The organism is Paenibacillus mellifer (genome assembly GCF_023195895.1).
GTDB classification, from domain to species: Bacteria; Bacillota; Bacilli; order Paenibacillales; family Paenibacillaceae; genus Fontibacillus; species Fontibacillus mellifer.
In genome coordinates this window covers 185867-206820 of sequence record NZ_JALPRK010000006.1, presented here as the reverse complement: position 1 = coordinate 206820, position 20954 = coordinate 185867, and the positions used below count along the sequence as shown (strand labels likewise).

Annotated in this window: 21 protein-coding genes; 3 read left to right on the top strand and 18 right to left on the bottom strand. The window is 55.1% G+C overall.

The genetic code is table 11. The features are described 5' to 3' along the window. Nucleotides 1-103 precede the first annotated feature (103 nt). The 7 genes from M0651_RS09280 to M0651_RS09250 form a co-directional block, all read right to left on the bottom strand. Nucleotides 104-1765 (bottom strand): MGH1-like glycoside hydrolase domain-containing protein, encoded by a 1662-nt coding sequence (locus M0651_RS09280; protein WP_248551566.1) that lies wholly within the window; start codon nt 1763-1765, stop codon nt 104-106. A gap of 1 nt (nt 1766) precedes the next feature. After that, a complete protein-coding gene (locus tag M0651_RS09275) occupies nt 1767-2657 on the bottom strand; it encodes a glycoside hydrolase family 43 protein (protein ID WP_248551565.1) in 891 nt (296 codons plus the stop codon). Nucleotides 2658-2675: 18 nt separating this feature from the next. Continuing rightward, nucleotides 2676-3515: a carbohydrate ABC transporter permease gene (locus tag M0651_RS09270; protein ID WP_248551564.1), complete on the bottom strand. Its 840-nt coding sequence runs from the start codon at nt 3513-3515 to the stop codon at nt 2676-2678. 5 nt (nt 3516-3520) lie between these two features. After that, on the bottom strand, nt 3521-4471 hold the full coding sequence (locus M0651_RS09265; RefSeq protein ID WP_248551563.1) for a carbohydrate ABC transporter permease: 951 nt from the start codon (nt 4469-4471) through the stop codon (nt 3521-3523). 83 nt (nt 4472-4554) lie between these two features. Continuing rightward, nucleotides 4555-5910 carry an ABC transporter substrate-binding protein gene (locus M0651_RS09260; RefSeq protein ID WP_248551562.1) on the bottom strand — a complete coding sequence of 452 codons (1356 nt, stop codon included), beginning with the start codon at nt 5908-5910 and terminating at the stop codon, nt 4555-4557. A 103-nt stretch (nt 5911-6013) separates the two neighbouring features. Next, nucleotides 6014-7591: a response regulator transcription factor gene (locus tag M0651_RS09255; protein WP_248551561.1), complete on the bottom strand. Its 1578-nt coding sequence runs from the start codon at nt 7589-7591 to the stop codon at nt 6014-6016. Further along, nucleotides 7584-9383, bottom strand: a complete 1800-nt coding sequence (locus M0651_RS09250) for a cache domain-containing sensor histidine kinase (RefSeq protein ID WP_248551560.1) — start codon at nt 9381-9383, stop codon at nt 7584-7586. The genes M0651_RS09255 and M0651_RS09250 overlap by 8 nt, the downstream gene beginning before the upstream one ends. 323 nt (nt 9384-9706) lie before the next feature. On the opposite strand from M0651_RS09250, the gene M0651_RS09245 reads away from it, so the two are divergent. Together M0651_RS09245 and M0651_RS09240 are read left to right on the top strand one after the other, a co-directional pair. Then, entirely contained in the window at nt 9707-9931 is a 225-nt protein-coding gene (locus tag M0651_RS09245; RefSeq protein ID WP_248551559.1) for a PspC domain-containing protein, read from the top strand. A gap of 46 nt (nt 9932-9977) precedes the next feature. Next, nucleotides 9978-10652 (top strand): PspA/IM30 family protein, encoded by a 675-nt coding sequence (locus tag M0651_RS09240; protein ID WP_155607457.1) that lies wholly within the window; start codon nt 9978-9980, stop codon nt 10650-10652. Nucleotides 10653-10706: 54 nt separating this feature from the next. On the opposite strand, the gene M0651_RS09235 is transcribed toward M0651_RS09240, so the two are convergent. Then, nucleotides 10707-11285: an NAD(P)H-dependent oxidoreductase gene (locus M0651_RS09235; protein WP_248551558.1), complete on the bottom strand. Its 579-nt coding sequence runs from the start codon at nt 11283-11285 to the stop codon at nt 10707-10709. Between the two features lie 136 nt (nt 11286-11421). Here M0651_RS09235 and M0651_RS09230 point away from each other — a divergent pair, with 136 nt between their 5' ends. Beyond that, complete coding sequence (locus M0651_RS09230) at nt 11422-12021, top strand: helix-turn-helix transcriptional regulator (protein WP_282577839.1); 600 nt, start codon at nt 11422-11424, stop codon at nt 12019-12021. A gap of 58 nt (nt 12022-12079) precedes the next feature. On the opposite strand, the gene M0651_RS09225 is transcribed toward M0651_RS09230, so the two are convergent. The 10 genes from M0651_RS09225 to M0651_RS09180 all read right to left on the bottom strand — a co-directional run bounded on the left by M0651_RS09225 (nt 12080) and on the right by M0651_RS09180 (nt 20952). Further along, complete coding sequence (locus tag M0651_RS09225; protein WP_248551555.1) at nt 12080-13015, bottom strand: SPFH domain-containing protein; 936 nt, start codon at nt 13013-13015, stop codon at nt 12080-12082. Then, nucleotides 13015-13449, bottom strand: a complete 435-nt coding sequence (locus tag M0651_RS09220; protein WP_248551554.1) for an NfeD family protein — start codon at nt 13447-13449, stop codon at nt 13015-13017. Before M0651_RS09220 ends, M0651_RS09225 begins: the two co-directional genes overlap by 1 nt. Before the next feature lie 151 nt (nt 13450-13600). Continuing rightward, nucleotides 13601-14215, bottom strand: coding sequence for a hypothetical protein (locus M0651_RS09215; RefSeq protein WP_248551553.1), 615 nt, complete (start codon nt 14213-14215; stop codon nt 13601-13603). Further along, a complete protein-coding gene (locus tag M0651_RS09210) occupies nt 14212-14763 on the bottom strand; it encodes a PilN family protein (protein ID WP_248551551.1) in 552 nt (183 codons plus the stop codon). Before M0651_RS09210 ends, M0651_RS09215 begins: the two co-directional genes overlap by 4 nt. Continuing rightward, complete coding sequence (gene pilM / locus M0651_RS09205; protein ID WP_248551550.1) at nt 14760-15719, bottom strand: type IV pilus biogenesis protein PilM; 960 nt, start codon at nt 15717-15719, stop codon at nt 14760-14762. Before pilM ends, M0651_RS09210 begins: the two co-directional genes overlap by 4 nt. Then, nucleotides 15686-16465: a prepilin peptidase gene (locus tag M0651_RS09200; RefSeq protein WP_248551548.1), complete on the bottom strand. Its 780-nt coding sequence runs from the start codon at nt 16463-16465 to the stop codon at nt 15686-15688. Before M0651_RS09200 ends, pilM begins: the two co-directional genes overlap by 34 nt. Further along, nucleotides 16465-16911: a prepilin-type N-terminal cleavage/methylation domain-containing protein gene (locus tag M0651_RS09195; RefSeq protein ID WP_248551547.1), complete on the bottom strand. Its 447-nt coding sequence runs from the start codon at nt 16909-16911 to the stop codon at nt 16465-16467. Before M0651_RS09195 ends, M0651_RS09200 begins: the two co-directional genes overlap by 1 nt. Before the next feature lie 44 nt (nt 16912-16955). Further along, a complete protein-coding gene (locus M0651_RS09190; RefSeq protein ID WP_248551546.1) occupies nt 16956-18164 on the bottom strand; it encodes a type II secretion system F family protein in 1209 nt (402 codons plus the stop codon). 50 nt (nt 18165-18214) lie between these two features. Then, nucleotides 18215-19276 carry a type IV pilus twitching motility protein PilT gene (locus tag M0651_RS09185; protein ID WP_248551545.1) on the bottom strand — a complete coding sequence of 354 codons (1062 nt, stop codon included), beginning with the start codon at nt 19274-19276 and terminating at the stop codon, nt 18215-18217. Then, entirely contained in the window at nt 19273-20952 is a 1680-nt protein-coding gene (locus M0651_RS09180) for a GspE/PulE family protein (protein ID WP_248551544.1), read from the bottom strand. Before M0651_RS09180 ends, M0651_RS09185 begins: the two co-directional genes overlap by 4 nt. Nucleotides 20953-20954: the final 2 nt, after the last annotated feature.

The window sequence follows — 20954 nt, the reverse complement described above, 5'->3', positions numbered from 1 at the left end:
TTTCCCGAAATAACGCCTACTTATTGTTATACGACGGGCACCACATTATATGCCAATCTTAAAAAGTTTATGGCGTTTTTTCGCGAAACGTGCAGGGGGTTGTCTAGTGATGAGTTGGCAGAACAACGTCAGGACCGGATACAGAGCCGTTCCGCTCCATTGACCATACCTCATTTCCGCCGAGGCTGATCGGATAAACCCGGCCTCCGAACTCCAGCAGGCCGTCTACCGTTCGAACGCTCATCCCAACCAATGACTTGGGCTCACCGCTGCGGTTAGTGACAAGGCGGGTTCCGTACGGAAACCGGCAGTAGAGCTCCCCATTCCGGTAAACCGTACTGCCTTCACGTGTATTGACTAGCTCGAATGCCGTTCCATTCACTGTCCGGGCGTAGGCGGTTTCCTCCGCCGGCACTTCGCCGTGATCCATCGGATAAGGCAGCAGTCCGGTAAACCACAGCTCCTCCTCCGGTGTTGGCAAGATGCCGCACAATCTCTCCACGTAGTCGAGCAGGCACAAAATTGCTGGGGAGTAAGTCTCCGTAAAGCCTTCTTCTCCGGTCCAAGGACTCAGGCACTGCGAGAACCGCTGCATGCGGACCATCGCCGATAGAATCGGCTGCAGCACCCATGTCAACTCCACATGCCGGCCGTGGTGTTCGAACGCGTGCGGCGCGCGGATCAGGCTGAGAAAATTCGTTGTTCCCGCCCAGGTGTTATAAGCCGACGACGGGTCAAATCGCGGATCGTCCATCGCAATCGAAGTGAACGGATATTTGGCATAGAACTTTCGTGAGTTCAATAAATATCGGCGTAATGACGAAGCGAAAAACGCCCCGTCTCCTACCTCGCAGGCCAACACACGCAGCAGCACGTCGGACTGGATACGGACAAACTGTCCGCTCGCATCCACGTCGTAGAAGAATTCGTCTTCCGTATCAAAGCAATGTCGCATCAGGCTGGACAAGCTCTCCTCGGCCTTCGTCGCCCAATCCATGCCGGAGGCCATCCCGAGCTCCGCGGCGATGTCCGATAAATGCAGTCGCTGGCAATATACATTAGCCGTCAGGTCCGGCGCCAAGAGCGGCAGCACCGGCGAATCCGGATCGTACCGACGCGGATCGCCTAAATGCGGCGTATCCGGTACATGCCAGAAGCGCGGGGATAGATCATGACCCGTATCAAACGTGCAAAACGCCTCGACGCAACCCGTCCCCCGCGTATCACGGAACGCGGCCAACCAGGCGTCATGCCGCTCCATGGCACGGTACATCTTATCCAGGAACGCCCGATCCGACCGGCCATTCAGCCGATAATGGTTCCATACGGAACGGGCCAGCGGCGTGACCATTTGAATTTGCCGGTACGCCGGCCCCGCTCCGGTCACCTTATACGGCATAAGGCCATCGGATCGTTGGTAGTCGGCGAACAAGGCAAAGCTTGCCTGCGCCACCGATGGCACGAACCGACTGAGCATCTCGGCATTTATCGTGCCGGTGCTTTCCAACCAGGTGCCGAGGTATACGCCGCCTTCATGCAGCACCGGCACACCGCTCACCGAAGGCACGATGCAATCGAGCAGCTTTCTCACGCCCGCGTAATAGACGATCTCCAGCGGGCTCCCCTCGCTTGCTGCAAATTTGACGCCCGAGGCGGCAAACTCCTCCAGCACGGCTTGATCCGTGTTCTTGCGCAGCCCGGCTCCGCTTACAGTCGACCGCAGATCCAGCTTGCGAAGCCGCTCTAACACCCCCGTATCGCCCACCTCACATCACCTCTTCTTTCGGAAACGCGCTTAAATGTCCGTCCCGCTCCTCCACCGGAATGAAGATCGGACGCTCATTCGGGCTGTCATTCGGCGTATGGATCGCCAGCCGCAGCTCCCCTTGGAGCGTGCAGAATACCATTCCGTGTCCGCCGTCTCGCTTGTACAGCGGTTCAGCGTCCTGCACCCAAGGTCCATTGATATCGCCTTCAGCCTGGCGAGCGCAGCCGATCGTATAGCCGCCGTCGCTGAAGCTGGACCAGAGCAGCAACAACTCGCCGGTTCCGGCACGGTAAAGGAACGGACCATCCGTGACATAATTGGCCCCGCCGCGAATCCCCTCGGCCCATGGCGCCTCGGAGGCCCGGAACAGCAGCACCGGCTCGGACACTGGCCGATCTAGCTCGCGGCTCAAGCGCACGGCGCAAATCTCCCCGTCCTGCACTTGAACCCATTCATGGCAGAAGACCATCCAAGGCTCTCCATGCCGATCAACATAAAACGTTCCGTCCAGGCACTCCCAGTCTCGCGGAGTCAACGGCCCGTCGCCAAGCGGACGGAACGGGCCAAGCGGGCTATCCGCGACCAACGTTTGCGTGCCCCGGCACCGGCCGTCCGCCTTGAAAGTGGCGAACATGTAATAACGGCCTTGCCACTCGTGCACCTCCGGCGCCCAGTAGTTGAAGTCCGACCAGAAATCCGGGTCCGGCCGGAACGCCGGGTGCGGGCCTTCCCATGCCGTCAGGTCCGTACTCACGTAGACGTCGAACCCGCGCGGCTTCCCTTTCCAGCACGTCTCTCCAATCGTTCCGTACAGATAATATTTCCCTTCCGCCGGCACCGGCAGGACGAATGGATCCCGAAGATGGATGTCCGATAATGCTAAAGTCATTTGATTTCCCCCCTATCCTTACTTCAGCCCCGTCGTGGAGATCCCCTCGACGATATAACGCTGGAAGATCAGGAAAATCACGATCACCGGCGCGACCGCTACGGTCGACATCGCCATCAGCGAGCCCCAGTTGGATGTGCTGGTGGAGTCGATCAGCGAACGGAGGCCGATCATCACCGTAAACAACTTTGGACTGTTCAGGTAAATCATTTGCCCGAAGAAGTCGTCCCATGTCCAATAGAACGTGAAGATCGACGTCGTAATGACCGCCGGCACGCAAAGCGGCATGATGATTCGCAGATAAATTTGCAACGGCCCGCAGCCGTCAATTCGTGCGCTTTCGTCCAGCTCCAACGGTAAACCGCGAATAAACTGCACCATCAACAGCACGAAGAACGCATCCAGCGCAAAAAACTTCGGCACGACCAGCGGCAGGAACGTATTCACCCATCCGAACGTATGGAACAGAATATACTGCGGAATAAGCGTGACCTGAAACGGCAGCATCAACGTCATTAACATCATGCTGAACCAGAATTTCTGACCGACGAAATTCAAACGCGCGAAGGCAAAGGCTGCCAACGAGCAGGAGATGACATTGCCGATTACCGCCAGTGCCGCGATAATAAATGAGTTGATCAGGAAATGCCCAAACGAATACCCTTGAATCCCCCGCCATCCGTTTACATAATTGGACAACGTGAAGGAGTCCGGCCACAACCCCAGGTCCGAGAAGATTTCCGCGTTTGGCTTGAACGAGCTGCTGATCATCCAAAGCACCGGGTAAATCATGATCATACCGATCACGATCACCACCCCATGTCTCCACAATTTGCTTAAGCTTAGCCTCAACACCATCTCTCTCAGCCCCTTTCGTCCTTGCCATCACCGTAATAAACCCAATACTTGGAGGAGGCGAATACGATCGCCGTAAAGATGCCGATAATGACCAGCATCACCCAAGCCATAGCCGAAGCGTAACCCATGTTAAAATACGAGAATCCCTTCAAGTACAAGTACAGAGAGTAAAACATCGTCGAGTCAATCGGCCCGCCGTGCCCGTCCCCGATGATGTACCCGGAGGTAAACACCTGAAACGAGCCGATCATGTTCATGACCAGGTTAAACAGGATGACCGGTGACAGCAACGGCAGCGTAATCCGCATAAACTGACGTGTCCGGCTGACCCCGTCGACCGCGGCGGCCTCGTAGATTTCGCCAGGGATTTGCTTCAGACCGGCCAGGAAGATCACCATGGAGGAGCCGAACTGCCAAACCGACAGCGCAACGATGGAATAAATGATGTAGCTCGGATTCGCCACCCAATCGGGGGCGTCAATATGAAAAATTTCGAGGAACCGGTTAAACAACCCATCACCTGAGAAGATTTTTTTCCAAACGACGGCAATCGCGACGCTCCCCCCAAGCAACGAAGGGATATAATAAACGGTCCGGTACAACCCCAGCAGCCGTAACCCTTTATTCAAGATCATCGCGACGGCCAATGCAAACACCAGCCGCAAAGGGACCGAAAGGAATACATACTGGAACGTCAATTTCAACGAATGCGTAAACGTGGCATCGCCGGCAAACATCTCCGTAAAGTTATGAAGCCCGATCCAATCGGGGGATTTCAACATGTTATAGTTCGTAAAGGACAAATACAGCGAAGCCAGAATCGGCCCGATCGCCATGCAAAAAAATCCGATCAACCAAGGGAGCAAAAACAAATATCCCGTCATGTTCCGTTTCAAGGATCGACGTTGCTTCCGTTTCACGCTTGCTTGGGTCGCCACGCCTGTCACTGAATTCATAAGTAGGCACCTCCGAATCAATCTATCCTCAGGTTCAGAAAAAGGGGAACCAAACGGATCCCCCTCTCCTTGTGACAGACCTGTTATTTTGTCGTTGAGCTCAAGTTCAACTGCAAGATCTTAAGTCCCTGTGCGTAGAACTCTTCTGCGGCCTTCGCAATATCCATGCGTCCGAAAGCGACGTTCTGGCTGGCTTTCAGCAGCTCCTGCTTGAATTCGTTTGATCCCGGAACGTTGTACAGCAAATCTACGTCATCAACGGCTACGATATCCAGGTAATCGTAAACGACTTTATCCGTTTCGGAGGCTTCTGCCTTCAGGACCGCCCGCATTTCCGAGGATACCGGTACACCGCGGTTATTGCCGAGGATCTTGGCAGCATCCGGATCGTTGACCCAGAAGTCCATCAGCATGGCGACTTCCTTCGGATGTTTGGTATTCGCATAACCAACGATGTTCTGGCTCGATTGGACGGAGATCATACTTCCGTTAGGCCCCATCGGAACCGGGATCAGGGTCAGCTTATCCTGGGACATTTTCTGAAAATCAGCAAACTGGTTGGTCGGAATAAACTGCATGGCCACTTGGCCTTTCGTGACCAGGGACATACTCGTATCGTCCGGATCAGCCGAAATTTGCAGCTCCGGCGTTACAATGCTACCGGCTTTGCGCATGCCTTCCCAGAGGGTAAACCACTCGGCCACGTCCGCGGCCTCGAAGCCCAGCTTCTGTTCGGGCTCATTGTAGATCATCTTGTCACGTTGAGTCAGATACACGCCAAACTGGTCCATCTCCCCGGAATAATCGTAAGACCCGTAGATGCCCTTGCCTGTAGCGGCGATTTGTTCATTGATTTTGATAAAATCGTCCCAGGTCCAATCCTTCGTCGGCATCGTTAGTCCGGCTTTCTCGAACAGCGCCGTGTTGGCCAGGATTGCTGTGGAGTTCGCACCAATCGAAATCCCCTGCAGCTTGCCGTCAAAGGTATTCATGTTGATGAGCTGCGGTGAAATCTTGCTCGTATCGACTTCATTGCCGACGTACGAATTGATGTCAAGCAGCACATTACGCGTTGCATATTCCAAGATGTTGCTCCCTAATGTAAACAGGTCCGGCGCTGTACCCGAAGCGAGCTGCGTATTCAGCTTATCGAAATATCCGTCAAAAGGAGAAAACTCAGGAACCACTTTGATGTTCGGGTGCTTCTCTTCGAACTTCTTCAGCATGGCCGTTGTGATGTCAGCCCGAGTTTGGTCCCCCCACCACATGACGCGAAGCTCAACTTGCTCTTCGCTGGAGGTGTTCCCCGCCTCGGACGGCTGGTTTGAATTCCCGGTCGTTGCGCTGCCCGCATTGTTGTTACCGGACCCGCATGCCGAAACCAAGATGGCGGTTACGAGAAGTAAACTAGCCAACAACATCGCCTTGGTCTTCTTCATCTATACCTTCCCCCTTATGCTTAATGGCCTTTCTGGTTAAATGGTAGCGCATACAAAGGAGGAGAAGAATCCACTTTCTTTGGACATTGCACTTATACTTTTTTTAGCTTTTGTCTGATTGTCGGTGCTCCGAGGGACTGATGCCGAACACCTTCTTGAACCTCGTGCTGAAATAGCTGGCATTGGAGAAGCCCGTCAGCTCCGCGATATCGCTTAAGGCAAGCGGCGTCTCATCGAGCAGTTGCACCGCTTTGTTCATGCGAACATCGGTCAGATATTGGAGAAAGGATTTGCCGGTTTTCGTCTTAAACAGGTCGGACAAATAAGAAAGGTTATAGTGATATTGCTCCGCGATTTGCGACAAATTGAGATCATTCATATAGTTCAGCTCGATCATATCTTTCATCGCTTCCACGATAGAAGGTTCTTCTCGGGTGCCGCAGCCCTTCTTTAAGGTAAATAGCGGGTCGGCCAGCCCGTAAAGGAAGTGGCAGGCTTTAGGGACGGTGCCAAGCCCCCATACCCATTCCGGATCGATCCAGATCTCATCCTTGTCTCGCAGCGCGAATCCTAGAGTATCCGCAGCTAATTCAATGGACAAGCAACATTGAAAAATCAACTTCACGAACTGCGGATGCGAGAAGGCAAGGGCTTTGGTGAGCTCCTCTTCAACCAGCTTCTCGAACGCCTCCTTACGGCCGTCAGCCAAATGCCGTTGCAGCAGCTTCAGCTTATCCTGCATCGCCAGCTGGGCCGGATCCGCCGGGCCCCGCGTGAGCTCGCCCTCGGGTTGCAGCGCATGTTGCCCCATGTACCAGGCCAGGACGGCGGAAAGATACCCTTCCCGCCAGGCCTCAAGACCCTGTGTGGGTTCGCCCGCGATAACGAGAGCCTCCCGCTTTAAGTAGCGGCGGACGATGTCGGTCACCTGGATGGAGAAGCGCTGCACGGCCTCCAGATCGCCCGGCACGATAGCAAACAGCAAATCGGGATGCTTCGCTTCCCGAAATACCGGAATTCCGGGTCCCGTCTCGGTCGTGCCGGCGAGTTCCCGGCACAACAGTTCGAACGGCAGGCGAAGACCCGATTCGTCCGGGGTCTCAAGCGGTGTCAAGCCGATCGCCACAAAACGCACCGGCTGTACGGCCAGCTCGCTCAAGCCATACAACCGAATCCGTTCTTGCCATAAATGACTGCCGCCTGGATAAGCCTTGATGACGCTGTTGATAAATTGCTCCTTCATTTCCTCCAGATAGCGTGACAACTTCCATTCGGCCAGCTTGCGTTCCTCCTGCGCCGAACGCTCCCGCTCCAGCTCGGAGGCGACCCGGGTTAACGCTTCGGCGAGCTCGCTTCGCGAAACCGGCTTTAACAGCAGATCACTGGCCCTATTCTTGATCGCTGCATGCGCGTATTGAAAATCATCGTATCCCGTCAGCACAATGAGACGAATGGCGGGATATTTCCGGGAGCAGCTTTCGAGCAGCTCCACCCCGTCCATGATCGGCATCCGCATATCGGTAATGAGGATGTCACAGTCTCCGGTTTGGAGCCACTCCAGCGCCTCTTGGCCGTTCCCTGCCTCCCCGACGATCTGTAAACCCAACTGCTGCCAATCGATCTTCAGCCTTAAACCTTGGCGTATTTCCCGTTCATCATCAACCAACAACACGTTATACATCGGCATTCCCCTCCCCAATCGGCAAACTCAGCGTGATGGTTGTCCCTTCTCCCGGCGCGGATTGGATCGAAAACTCAAAGCCGGCCCCATAATAAAGTGCACAGCGCGCCAAAATGTTCCGGAGGCCGATCTGTCTTCCACCGGTGCTTAATACCTGCTCCAACTGCGAATGCTGGTACTCCTCGTTTAACTGCCGCACCAGTTCCGGCTCCATCCCCATCCCATTGTCGGCCACCTGCAAGAACAAACGTTGTTCCTCTTCCCAGATCCGGATGCGCACAACGGCGACGTCGCTTTTGACTTGGCTGTATTTGACCGCATTTTCGACGAGCGGTTGCAAAATAAACTTCACGATATAAACCGGACGATCCGGTACGGCGTTCTCCATCGTCAAATCCAACTGCTCGGCGAACCGATGGTTCAAAATGGCCGCAAAAGATTCAGTATACGTCACCTCGTCGCGCAGCGGGATCAAATCGCTTTTTGCATTCAGCGAGAAGCGCAGCATCTTGCCCAGCGATTCAATGACATCGACGGCATCATCCGTCCGCCGCTGAATCACCAGACTGCTGAGAAGCTCCAGCGTGTTGAATAGAAAATGCGGATTGATCTGCATCAGCAGCGCCCGGTATTCCGCCTGTTGCCGTCGCAGCTTCAATTCAAATTCGCTCTTCAAATGGGCGCGCAACCGCACGATCATGTTGCGGAACGTGACCGTTACAAACCCGACCTCATGGTTCACCTGCAACCGCTCGGGGATCCGCTGCTCTGCCTGGGCAAACTCCCCGCGCTGAACAAGCCGCATCGCCGCCACCAAGCCGCCCAGCGGTTTGGTAATGCTGTAGGAAATCCAGACGGCCGCAAGGACGGCGAACACCAGCAACGTCCCGGTTGCCACCAAGATACCCGATTTCAAATTGATGAGATTGGCCAGCAGCTCTTTTTCGGAAACCGCACCCACCAGCATCCAATCGTTAAATTGCAATTTTTTGTACACATAGATCATGTCTTCCCCTTGAGGTTTGGCGTAAAAAACGCCCTCCCGCGGCCCCCGCTCCCGGATCTCCCCCAGTTTGTTCAGGACAGGCTCGCCGAAATCCGACAACGGCTGACCTAGCAGGGGTTCGCCTTCGCCGCTGAGCAGGAAGATCGTGCCGTGCGTCCCGAGATGGACCTGACTTAGCGGATCCTTGAAGTATTCCGCACGGACGTTCACCTTCATAACGGCGGTGGCTTGCGAGATGCTAAACGTCCCGATCGGGATCAGGAAGCTGATTACTTCATGCTGCTTCAAGCGCACCGGCTCAAACGGGTCGACGCCCGCCGGAGCCCAATGCTGCTCCGACTCATAGAAACGGGTATACCAGTCCGCCTCCAAAAACGATGGGTCCTGCAGAATCCGGTTGTCCAGACCAACATAAAGCCCGTCTTTGCGATAAATCGAAGCGGTGGCGATGATCGAATAGTTATTCACTGTACGCGTCAGAAACTTGCTGAGCTGAATGTTCTTCAACATTTTCTGGCCGTCGGAGGGGTTCGGATCGGAGACGAATTCGCTCCATTCATTCGTAATCTCGCTGTTATAGATTACAGAGGAGAAGTCATAGATTTGGCCGATCGTAGAGTTGATCAGTGCGGTGTAGGCTGTCATTTTCTCCAACGCCGCCGTTTCGCTGTCGGAACGCAGGATCGCACTGGATTTGTTATAGCTGATCAGGAACATGACACAAAAGGATATGACCAATAAGACGACAAATACAGCAATCAGCCGATTGCGCAACGAAAAAAACATCGACGCCCCTCCCTTATGCACAACACTATAACCAAATCGGCCGATTCTCGCAATAAGCGCTTACATAGGCATTGCGTCAAGCCTTTTTTCATCGTACCTGCCTGGAGTTCTCTGGTGTTCAAGCCGCTGCCCCGACTTCGAGACGAGGAACTGGCCCGACCAAGGTCCAGTTCACAAACCGTCCCCAGCCCGTTATGTCCTGACGCTAATCTCGGTAGAATGAAGACATGAACAACGGATATGAATTCGTTAAATCAAAGCCTTGAAGCCTTGACCCCAATGATCCTGTGACATGTACAAATAAATGAAAGCGAGTGGTTATCATGAGAAAACTGTATCGTTCAGCAACGGATAAGCAAGTAAGCGGCCTGTGCGGCGGCCTGGCCCAGTGGCTGGGGGTTGACTCCACGGTCGTGCGGCTGGTGGCCGTTATCGCCGTATTCTTCAGCGTTGGTTCGGTCGTCGCCTTGTACCTGATCGCCAGCCTGGTCGTTCCGAAGGAGCCGATCGCCAGCTACAGCTACGATGATCCGTTTTCCCCGTTTTGATCTGTAACGTATTGCAACCATTATTGAACCTAAAGGAGAGATTCGAATGAGTAGCGTATTTGATCGCATTGCCAATCTGGCGAAAGCTTCAATTCACGAGGTATTAAACAAATTGGAGGACCCGGTTCTGATGACCGGCCAATACTTACGCAACCTGGAAGACGACATTGCCGCCGCCGAGAAAATGATCAAGGAGCAGCAAATGACAGCCACCGTCCAAGACCGGAAAAGCACCGACATCGCTCATCTCGCCAAACAAAGCGAAATCCGCGCACTAACCGCCTTGGAACAAGGCGATGAGGTTACGGCACGCCACGCTGCCGCGGAGAAAATCCGTTACGAGGAGCAAGCGCAGCAGTACGCCAAGGAAGCTCAGGAAGCCCGCGATCGCGTAGCCGAGCTGGAGATTCGCCTTGCAGAAGGCAAAGCGGAATTCGCCCGTTTGAAAGAGAAACGCAACGAGTTAGCCGCCCGGGCCCGCAAAGCCCAGGTCAAAGCTGAAGCCGAACGGCCGAACTTCAGCCGCGGTATCGAAAGCGGCGCGGCGGCTCGAGGTTTCGAGCGGATGGAAGAGAAAATCCTGAACTGGGAAGCTCAGCAGGAAGTCTCGGCTAGCTACGGGAACGCATCCGGCGTCGCGGATGCGGGCGGAACCCAATCCTCCGCCGTTAACGAAGAGCTTGAACGCCTGAAGGAGCAATTGTCGAACCGGCATAACTGAGCCGTTGGTATAAAGAGAACCGTCCGATTGCATCTCATCGGACGGTTCTTTGGGTTAGGCCAGCACAGAGCCCAGTTTTTTCACTTTTTCCAGCCATTTGAAGCGTGTAGATTCCTGTGAGGAGGAAACCATGTTGAACTCTGTAATGCGCACCGTCTTGATGCCGCAATAACCCAAAATATTGTTTCTCATCACCCGGTGCCCTGCCCGTTTATAGACCCAGCGATTGTACCAGGATGGCGTATCCATCGTCACGATCAAATGCGCGGTTTTCCCCTTGAGAAGTTTATCCCAGAGCAGGGAATCCGGGCGCTGTCGGTAAGCAAATCCAGGTAAGAAGACGCGGTCGAAGAAACCCTTCAGGACTGCCGGCATCGTCCCCCACCACGTCGGATAAACAAAAACCAGATGATCGGCCCAGCGGATCAGCTCCTGCGCTTCCCTCAGTTCATCCTCGAGTTCGGTTCTTTGTCGATAACCGTATTTAAGATTCAGATGAAAGGAACTTCGACTTAAGTCGATTTCCCGGACCTTTGCGCTGGCTTGAGATGCGGCGGCATCCCGATAAGCCCCTGCCAATGCGGTGCAATAACCCTCGGGATCAGGGTGACCGTTGATAACCAAGACATTCATTTGGTGGACCTCCTTCGATTGGAATTTCAGTGTCATCGGCTTACGATGCATGGTATGGTATCTATAGCATAAGGCGAACATCCAACCGAAGATATGATCGATTGCGTCACATTCACTTCCCATCTCCCGTTATTGCTTGGACGATATGGTGAGCTCGGTTTATCATCTTCTGCTCCGAATGAGCCAGCAGCCTGTTCCGCTTCGTGAGCTGCAGCTCACTTATCCCGCTCCTGAGGATCTCCGTGCTTATTGTGCGATCTTTGGGATTGAACCCCAGTTTGGCGGAGAAGAAGCCTACTTCCGGATGGACCGGGAAGTCCTGCAATATCCGATGTTGTATTCCAATCCGAGGTTACGGCAATCCTTTGAGGCAATTGCAGAGGAGATCAAAAACAAGCTGGTCCGTGGAAAGCAGTGGTCCGCCCAGCTCCGCGGCTGGATATTGTCCTGCCTGCCCGGTTATCTTCCAAGCCTGCAACAGTCGGCGGAGGCGTTTGCGATGAGTCCAAGAACGCTGCAATTGAAACTGAGCGAGGAGGGCACCTCCTACCAGCAATTGTCGGCGAGCATACGCATGGAGATGGCCAAAGCCTATCTGAAGCAGCGAGAATATTCCTCCAGCGATATCGCTTATTTACTGCATTATTCCGAGCCCAGCGCCTTCCACAATGCCTTCAAGAAATGGACCGGATTTACTCCGGGACAATACCGGGCGATGGAGCTTAGAACCGTTTAGACGTGAAAAAGATCCTGGCAAGAACAATCTCTTGCCAGGATCTTTAGGTTTAATGCACTTATTTGCCGTCCTTGCCGGCCTTGAAGACTTCGCTGATGGCGCCGAGGCTCCCCAGCGTCTCAATCGCATTGGACGGGATGAACACCTTGTTCGCCGGTCCCTTAGCCACTTCCTTCAACGCTTCGAAGGACTGGTAAGCCAAGACCGCTTCGTTCAGGGTTGCGTCGCGAAGCATTTCGATCCGCGTTTTCTCCGCCGCAGCAACCGACTCGATCGCTTTCGCTTCCCCAAGCGCCTCGAGTTCTTGGGCTTGACGGAAGCCTTCGGCTTCGCGAATCCGCGCTTCCTTGTCGCCCTCGGCTTTCAGGATTTTACTTTGCTTGTCACCTTCCGCACGCAGGATCATATCCTGCTTAGCCGCTTCAGCTTCAAGCACGATCGCCCGTTTGTTCCGTTCGGCCTTCATTTGTTTGTCCATCGCTTCTTGGATATCTACCGGCGGTCGGATATCGAGTACTTCCACCCGCTCGATCCGTACGCCCCATTTCTCCGTCGCTTCGTCCAACGCGGTCCGGATATCGGTCGAAATCTTCTCCCGACCAGACAATGTTTCGTCCAGCTCCATCTTACCGATAATTTGACGCAGCGTTGCGGTCGTAATGTTCCGAACCCCGTAGACAAAATCGGAGATGCCGTACGTCGCTTGCTCCGGATTCACCACTTGATAGAAGATGATCGTGTCGATCTGAACCTGAACGTTATCCTTGGTGATTACGGTTTGCGGAGGCACATTGGTTTGTTGAATCCGCAAATCATGATACGTACGCACCTGATCGATGACCGGGATCAGTACGTTAAGACCCGGCGTCAGCAAGCGGTTGAATTTACCGAGCCGTTCGACGACTCCCACCCGTTGCTGCGGTACGATTTTGACCGTCAATGAGATAAATACGACGACAACAACGACAATGACCGCAATAATTGCCCATTGCATTAAGAAATTTCCTCCCATCGTTCTACTTCGATAATTGTACTGCCTCGCTCCAGCACCCGGACCTTCTCGTCCCGGCCGATCGGGACAGTCGCCGTAGCGCTCCAAGAATCTCCCCCGACCTTCACGATGCCGTATTGCCCGGGTTCAATCGGTTCCACCACAATGCCTTGCTTCCCTACCAGTTCGGTACCGATATCCTTAAACCCTTTTGCTGCACGAAATTTTCTGGAGAGCGGTTTCGTAAATACCGTCAGGACCAAAGCGACCAGACAGCCCGCAACAACCTGCCAGAAATAGGCTTCGGGGGCCACCAAAGCCACGACTGCCGCAACCAGCGAACCGATGCAGAGCCATAGCAGGTAAAAAGTCATCGTCATCATCTCAAGCACCAATAAGATTCCGGCGACGATGAGCCAAATTGCCCACATTTCCATCCCCCTGTTGCACCACCTTTCAGCATTATAATTATGTATACGGTGAACATACCAAAAAGTATCAAGGAATGATATGGTTTTGCAAAAAAAGCACCCCAGCACATAGCTGGAATGCTTTGTGGATCCCCGAACGTGCTTGGGTATCGCCTAATTAACGGTATAAAGCCAACAACTGGAGGACAGCCGTTTTCGTGCCTGTTGCTTCTTCGTCCCCATAATTGAAGGACTGGACAACATAAAGCCGTTCAGCATCTTGCAGGGCCGCGGCGAAGCTTTTGACCTCCACCAGCGCCCCCTTCAGTTTAAGCCGAAATGACATCTCGTTGAACCCTGCCGAGTTGAAGTCGGCTTCATTCAGCAGTCCGGGATCGTCTATCGGCGTAGGTTCAGCTAGATCTGCGGACGGTTCGATGATCCCGTTCTCCTCGAAGACAACCTCCTGGATCCGCACCCCGGAGGACTTGGCCGCCTGTTCTAGATCAAGCAAAATCCCTTCCCGGTCGGGTTCGCCAGGTACGGCTGCCTCCCGTTTGGCAGCGTCGGCCGAAGCGTTCTCCGCCGCCAGATCCGCTCGCCGGGCCTCCACAATCGCCTGAGTCTTTTGCAGAAATAACCGTTTCTCCTCATGGTCGGACTCAAGGCTCACGGATTGTTCCACTTCCGGTCGGTAACCGAAGAAATAAAATGATCCCGCCGCCAGCATTACGAGGGCTGCAACCAGCATCCAGCGGGCTCCGGCAGATCCGAAGCTTTGTTCCGTCTTCATTCGCCGCCACCTGCCTGTTCCGCCGCTCCCGCTCCCGTTCCCAGCCGTAGTTCAAACGTTCCGATATATCCTTGCCCCGGCAGCTCCTTCACGGATTGAATCAGCTCTCCGCTAAGGTCCGGCTGTTCACGGAGCGCGGTTGAATAAGCGCTGGCCTGGCTCAAGCTGGTGAACAGGCAGGTCCAGATCAGTCCGGTCTCGCCATACTGAACCGTCTCGAGCGTACTGCCAGTAGGCAGCGGAGCTTCCAAGCTGCCGATCAGCGTCTTCACATCAGGCCTCTGTTCGCGCTGCTTCTCAATCAACTCGGCACCCGCGGCGCTGATTCCGGAGGAGCCCAAGCTCTGCAGCTCGCTTTGCAGCTCGGCCTGCTGCTGCTCCGTTTCAGCGATCGAGGTTTTCATGGCGGCAGTATTTTCCTGCATCCCCCAATACTCGTAACCGAGGAAGGCGCTGAGGGCAAGCCCGGCGAGCAGCAACAGGATGGGCAGAACGACTCCGGCCGATGCCTTACGGGGTTTGGGAGGGAGTAAATTGATGTCGATCATCGGCTTTCCGCTCCCTTCATCGCCAAGCCGAGGGCAATCGCATAACTGCCTTGGTCCGCCATTTCATGTCCCGCAAAATACGGAGATACATCCACTTCGGACACGCTCACCTGATCAAAAGCCCCCGACAGCTGCCGGGCGATCTCCGGCTTGTCCGGCGCCGCGCCGGCGATCACGATGCTTTGCACCCGTTCATGTCCTTCATGCAGCGTATATTCGTAGAAATTCATGATCCGGGTCACCGAGGATACGATCTCGCCATACCTCCACGTGTTCAGCTTGTCTCCGGACATCGGTTCCAGCGGAAAGGTGCGTACGAAATCAGGCAACCCGTGGTGATATGTATAGACTTCAGCTTCTTTCGCTTTGAAATTGATCGCCATTACATTACTGGATTCCCCAAGCAAACGCTGCTGCCGGAGAATCCGCGATAGTGCGATCGCGGCCAAATCGACCGCTTCCAGACGTAATCCGGCAAGCTCCAGCGATGTTACCAGCTCCTGAATGACCGGGTGGGGAACAGCCGCGACGAAGGTCAGCAAAACCTCCTCCTGATTCCGATCCTCCATCCAATGGTAGTCGATCACCGGATCCTCGAACGGCAAGCGGATGCTGCCTTCGATCTCCAGTTCGGTTACGCGGCGCTGCTGTCTTCTGCTTACCTTGGGAACGCGGAGCAAACGAATAAACGACTGAGAGGTGGGAGCGGCCAAGCGGACTTTCTTCCCGGTAAGTCCCCGGCGGTTCGCCCAGCGCTTCACCATATCGATTACCCCGGTCACATCGGGAACTCCGTCCTCGTTCAGTTCGGCATCTACCGGCAGCAAGCCGGCCCGTTCCACGGTACCCCGTTTGGGGTTGTATTTGACGTAACGGATGCCATCCTCGTCGATGGTAATTCCGATATGGGCCGGCCGTCGGCTTAGTAAAGGGGAATGACGTTTTGCAGATACCAATGGATGATCTCCTTTCCATACATGTAAACCACCAAGGTGCCGATCGCCAAAAAGGGACCAAACGCCAGCGTCTGGCCGCGGGTTCTGCGGCCTCGCGCCAGTTGCAGCAGTCCGGCGGCCGCGCCGGCCGCGCTGGCCAGAAACAAGGCCAGGAGCACGCCGGGAAAGCCGACGACCCAGCCGAAGACGGTCAGCAGCTTCACGTCGCCCATCCCCATCCCCTTCCCGGAGGTAAGGAGGGCGATCAGCAGCAGCAGACCGCCGCCGCCAAGCGCGCCCAGCGCTTGGCTCCCCAGCGGGACGCCGCCCGCCAGCGGGGCGGCTACGAGCAGCACGGCGCCGAAGCCGAGCACGGCGCCGTTGGGGATGATGTGCGCGGTCAGGTCGGTGACCGCGCACACCACGGCCAGGGCGGTCAGCAGCAGGCCGACCGCCCATTCGCCCGATGCACCGAACTTCAGGTGCATCAGCGCGAACAGCGCCGCCGTCGCGAGGGCGGCGGCGAGGTCTCCGGCCCGGCGCAGCCGGCCGGAGGCGGGGGCGGCAGCGGCGCTGGCGTCAGCCGCGCCGCCCGCAGGCTCGCCCGTGGCGGCCGCTTCGCGCGCCGCCGGGCCTGCGGCTTCGCCGCCGACGGCGCGGAGCAGCCCGCGCCGCGCGAGCAGCCGGCGCCCGTAGCGCGCCAGGGCCGGCCCCAAGGCCAGCCCGGCGATCAAATTCAGCGCCGTCAGGAGTACGTTGGCTTCCATTAAGGCACCTTTGTACCCGGTTTACTATTCTTCAAATCGGTTGCATTGAAGGTAATGGTATCACCACCTGTAACGACGAGCGTTACAACCGTTGCAGTACCTGTCGCTCCCAAGTTAACCGTTGTCGTATCGGCCAAGGTGTTCCCCGATTTCGGATCCGTTAGACCGCTTTGGATATACTTGTCTGCAACTAACTCAGACAACTTATGCGTGCCCGTGATCTCCCCATTATTCTTCGCAATTGATCGCAATCTCGCCGCCTCGTACAGCTGGTTCGCCGTCGCCGATCTGGCATTTGCCTTCGTGTCGTCCAGCAGCCCCGTAATTAATGGCACGGCGATAGCGGCAATGACGCCAATAATCACGATCACGGCTAGCAATTCAACGAGCGTGATCCCCTTCTCTTCCTTACGTAAACGTTGAAAACGTTGGATAAGTGCTATCATGATTAATTAACCTCCTTAAATAATTCGTAACTTTTGAGCCAAGATTAACTAATATTTCGATATAAGCTAAGCATCGGGATCATCACCGAGGCGATAATAAATCCAACCACGCCAGCCAGCAAAAGGATCATCACCGGCTCAATCAACTGCTTCAGCTTGTCCACGGTATTCTCCACGTCGCGTTCGTAGAAATCAGCTACTTTGCCCAACATCGTATCGATCGAGCCCGTCTCTTCGCCAACCCGGATCATCTGAGTCACCAACGGTGGAAATACCCACGACTGGCGCAGCGGCTCAGACAACGGCCGACCTTGGCGCAGCGAGGTCTGGCATTCCCGGAGCGTATCTCCGATGACTCGATTGCCAACCGCCTTCTCCACGATGGCCAGGGCTTGGAGCACCGGCACCGCACTGGCGAACAGCGAGGACAAGGTCCGCGTCAGTTGCGCGATTGCGCTTTTCCGATTCAGTATCCCAAACACAGGAGCCTTGAGCTTGAGATAATCCCAGGCATACGCTCCGCGCTCCCACTTTAGGAGTAGATAGACCGCAGCTACCGCCGCCAAGGCGATCAACAGCCAAACCATCCAATGTTGTTCCAGGCTGCGACTGAGCCCAAGCGTGAACTTCGTAATTGCCGGCAAGTCCCCGCCCAGTTGAGCGAACATCGCTTGAAAGCGCGGAATCATAAATTTCAGCAAAAAGATAATGACAAACACCGCCATCACGCTGACGATCATCGGATAGGTCATCGCTGACTTCACTTTTTCCCGCGTGACATGCGCTTTTTCAAAATACACGGCCAGCCGCTCCAACGTCTCCTCCATGCTGCCCGCCTCTTCACCTGCACGGATCATGTGCACGAAGATCGTCGGAAAGATCCGCGGGTACGCCGAGATCACCCCGGAGAACGTATTGCCTTTACGAAGCTCGGCTGCCACTTCAGCCAACGTCTTCTTCAGCGGTTTGCTTTCGGACTGCTCCGCCAGGATGGCGGTCGCCTCTACGATCGATATCCCCGCTTTGATCATCGTGGCGAATTGCCGGCAAAACACCACGAACTGTTCATTCTTGACCGGGCTGCCCAGGTAAAACTCTTTATTCCAAACGGTCTCCCGCTTTTCGCGCAGACCTGTTACAACGATTTGCTGTCTCTTCAGCTCGGCAAGCGCAGTGGGTCGATCCGGAGCTTGCAAGGCTCCTTTGCGTTGTTTCCCCACCCCATCCTTGCCCTGATATACGTACTGGGGCATCTGGCATCTGTCCTTCCGCTTCTCACATCTGTCTTAGCGCCACCCGTAAATTAGAGCGTGCTTTCCGTCAAGTACGGCCGGGCTGAGGCTTCATCCACTGCACCCAGCCTGAGCAGCTCGCGCAAGCTCATCTCCAGCGTGTGCATTCCAAGCTGGAAATTCGTTTGCATCACGCTTTTGATCTGGTGCACCTTCTCCGTACGGATCAGATTGCCGACCGCCGGCGGGTTCAGCAGCAACTCCGTCGTGCAAATGCGCCCTTTCCCACTGCGGGAAGGAAGCAGCCGCTGGGACAAGATCGCCAGCAGCACCGATGCGAGCTGAATCCGGATCTGCCCTTGTTGGGCCGGCGGAAAAGCGTCGATAATCCGATCGATTGTCTGCGGCGCATCGGCCGTATGTAAGGTGGCGAAGACGAGATGACCGGTTTCGGCCGCCGTGATCGCCGTCCGAATCGTTTCCGGATCACGCATCTCGCCAACTAGAATAATATCCGGGTCCTGGCGAAGCGCCGCCCGGAGGCCGCTGTCAAATGATACCGTATCCAGCCCCACTTCCCGTTGATTAATGATCGACTTATCATGTCGATGCAGATATTCGATCGGATCCTCCAACGTCACGATATGCTTGCGTTGCGTATGATTGATGTAGTCAATCAGGGAAGCCAGAGTGGTTGATTTCCCGCTTCCGGTCGGTCCGGTGACGAGGAACAGGCCTTGCGGCTTCTGGGCCAGCTTCAATAGCACGGACGGCAAATTTAACGTCTCGAAAGCGGGGATGGACGGCGAGATGACTCTTACCGCAATGCTGATCGAACCCCGCTGCCGGAATACATTGATCCGGAACCGGGAGATCCCAGGTACGCCGTAAGAGAAGTCCAGCTCCCCCTGATCCGTGAATTTCTTATACTGAGCCGGGCTCATTAACTCCTGTACGATCTGTTCCAGCGAAGACGGTGACAACAGCTCCTCACCCAGTGCTTGAAGCGTTCCATCGACACGCAGCACCGGCGGAGAGTTCACCGTCACATGCAAATCGGATGCTCCGGCGTTAAACGCTTGTTTTAGCAGTCCGTTAAACGTTTCGTCCGTTACGATAGGTTCTTGATTCATCGTTCTTCCTCTTCCACTTCGCGGATGATTTCCTGCAGGGTGGTTCTTCCCTCCAGCGCCTTCTGAATCCCGTCGGCAAACAACGTCGTCATCCCTTGCTCCTTCGCCATCTGGCGAAGTTCAGGGATTGAACTGCCGTCCACGATCGCCGAACGAAGATCATCGCTAATGAGCAGCGCTTCATGCACCGCCATCCGGCCGCGGTAGCCGGTTTTGCCGCAGGTGCCGCAGCCGGTGCCGCGGTATAGCTTGTCCGCTCCGATACCGAGCCGCTCCAGGTAGATCATTTCTTGCCGTTCTGGCGTATAGGCGGTTTTGCAGTCCGGGCAGATGCAGCGCACTAGCCGCTGGGCCACGATCCCAATCAATGAAGAGGCAATCAGATACGGTTCGATCCCCATGTCGCGCAACCGGACGACCGTACTCACCGCATCGTTGGTATGTAAGGTAGAGAATACGAGATGGCCGGTTAACGATGCGCGAATTGCAATTTCCGCCGTTTCCAGGTCACGGATTTCCCCTACCATGATGATGTTAGGATCTTGTCGCAGGATAGATCGAAGTCCTCTCGCAAACGTCAACCCTGCCGCCGGATGGACCTGCATTTGGTTCACGCCGTCCAGCATATATTCCACCGGATCCTCGACCGTAATGATATTCGTTTCCTCCCGGTTCAAGTGCTGCAGAGCCGAATACAAGGTTGTTGTCTTCCCGCTCCCCGTCGGTCCGGTCAACAGGACCATGCCGTGTTGCTTTTCGATCATACGCTGGAACAGGTTTAACGTAGGCTCCGTCATGCCCAGCTTGTCCAATCCCTTTACGCCTTCGGCAAGATCGAGCAGCCGCATGACGATTTTTTCCCCATGGACGGTCGGTAGGGAGGACAAACGAATATCGATGGGTTTGCCGTCCACCAGCATCTTGATCCGCCCGTCCTGCGGCAGCCGCCGTTCGGCGATATTTAAGTTACCCAATATCTTGAGTCTGGCGATAATCACGCCTTGCATCGACTTTGGAACGGTCCGCTCGTTGCGAAGCTGTCCGTCAATCCGGTAGCGGATGGCCAGCTGCGTATCCATCGGGTCAACGTGGATGTCGCTGGCGCCAAGGCGCACTGCTTGCTCAATCATTTGCTGCACCAGCCGGACCACGGGCGAATCCTCGCCTAAAATCACTGAATCTTCTACGTCAATTTGCGCGATGCCGGTTCCGAGATCCTTGATCATCTCGTTCATGGAATCCTGCAGACCATAGAGACGAGCAATTCCCCGCTGCAGCTCCCCTCGTGAAATAATCGCAGGTTCGATCGTGAACCCCGTGCTCATTCGAAGATCGTCGATCACAAACAAATCCAAAGGGTCAGCCATGGCGACCATCAGTTTACGTCCGTCTGCGCGGATTGGCAGAACTTGATAACGTCTGGCCATCTGCTCCGGAATGACCTGGCTTAATTTGGCGTCGATTTGAAACCTAGACAACGTAACATGCGGGATGCCAAGCTGAAACTCCAATACCTCGATGAGCTGGTGTTCCGTCAAGACGCCTTGCGCCAACAACACGTCGCCAAGTTTCTTCTTGGTACGCTGCTGTTCCTCCAAAGCGATTTGCAACTGCTGTTCCGTAATGATTCCGGATTCCAGTAGAAGTTCACCCAACCTTTTTTTGATCGTGTACATGG

What these genes read in the sequence shown, in the direction of transcription:
- M0651_RS09275 (WP_248551565.1), bottom strand. Translation starts at nt 2,657, where the DNA reads ATGACTTTAGCATTATCGGACATCCATCTTCGGGATCCATTCGTCCTG.
- M0651_RS09270 (WP_248551564.1), bottom strand. Translation starts at nt 3,515, where the DNA reads ATGGTGTTGAGGCTAAGCTTAAGCAAATTGTGGAGACATGGGGTGGTG.
- M0651_RS09265 (WP_248551563.1), bottom strand. Translation starts at nt 4,471, where the DNA reads ATGAATTCAGTGACAGGCGTGGCGACCCAAGCAAGCGTGAAACGGAAG.
- M0651_RS09260 (WP_248551562.1), bottom strand. Translation starts at nt 5,910, where the DNA reads ATGAAGAAGACCAAGGCGATGTTGTTGGCTAGTTTACTTCTCGTAACC.
- M0651_RS09255 (WP_248551561.1), bottom strand. Translation starts at nt 7,591, where the DNA reads ATGTATAACGTGTTGTTGGTTGATGATGAACGGGAAATACGCCAAGGT.
- M0651_RS09250 (WP_248551560.1), bottom strand. Translation starts at nt 9,383, where the DNA reads ATGTTTTTTTCGTTGCGCAATCGGCTGATTGCTGTATTTGTCGTCTTA.
- M0651_RS09245 (WP_248551559.1), top strand. Translation starts at nt 9,707, where the DNA reads ATGAGAAAACTGTATCGTTCAGCAACGGATAAGCAAGTAAGCGGCCTG.
- M0651_RS09240 (WP_155607457.1), top strand. Translation starts at nt 9,978, where the DNA reads ATGAGTAGCGTATTTGATCGCATTGCCAATCTGGCGAAAGCTTCAATT.
- M0651_RS09235 (WP_248551558.1), bottom strand. Translation starts at nt 11,285, where the DNA reads ATGAATGTCTTGGTTATCAACGGTCACCCTGATCCCGAGGGTTATTGC.
- M0651_RS09225 (WP_248551555.1), bottom strand. Translation starts at nt 13,015, where the DNA reads ATGCAATGGGCAATTATTGCGGTCATTGTCGTTGTTGTCGTCGTATTT.
- M0651_RS09220 (WP_248551554.1), bottom strand. Translation starts at nt 13,449, where the DNA reads ATGGAAATGTGGGCAATTTGGCTCATCGTCGCCGGAATCTTATTGGTG.
- M0651_RS09215 (WP_248551553.1), bottom strand. Translation starts at nt 14,215, where the DNA reads ATGAAGACGGAACAAAGCTTCGGATCTGCCGGAGCCCGCTGGATGCTG.
- M0651_RS09210 (WP_248551551.1), bottom strand. Translation starts at nt 14,763, where the DNA reads ATGATCGACATCAATTTACTCCCTCCCAAACCCCGTAAGGCATCGGCC.
- M0651_RS09200 (WP_248551548.1), bottom strand. Translation starts at nt 16,465, where the DNA reads ATGGAAGCCAACGTACTCCTGACGGCGCTGAATTTGATCGCCGGGCTG.
- M0651_RS09195 (WP_248551547.1), bottom strand. Translation starts at nt 16,911, where the DNA reads ATGATAGCACTTATCCAACGTTTTCAACGTTTACGTAAGGAAGAGAAG.
- M0651_RS09190 (WP_248551546.1), bottom strand. Translation starts at nt 18,164, where the DNA reads ATGCCCCAGTACGTATATCAGGGCAAGGATGGGGTGGGGAAACAACGC.
- M0651_RS09185 (WP_248551545.1), bottom strand. Translation starts at nt 19,276, where the DNA reads ATGAATCAAGAACCTATCGTAACGGACGAAACGTTTAACGGACTGCTA.
- M0651_RS09180 (WP_248551544.1), bottom strand. Translation starts at nt 20,952, where the DNA reads ATGTACACGATCAAAAAAAGGTTGGGTGAACTTCTACTGGAATCCGGA.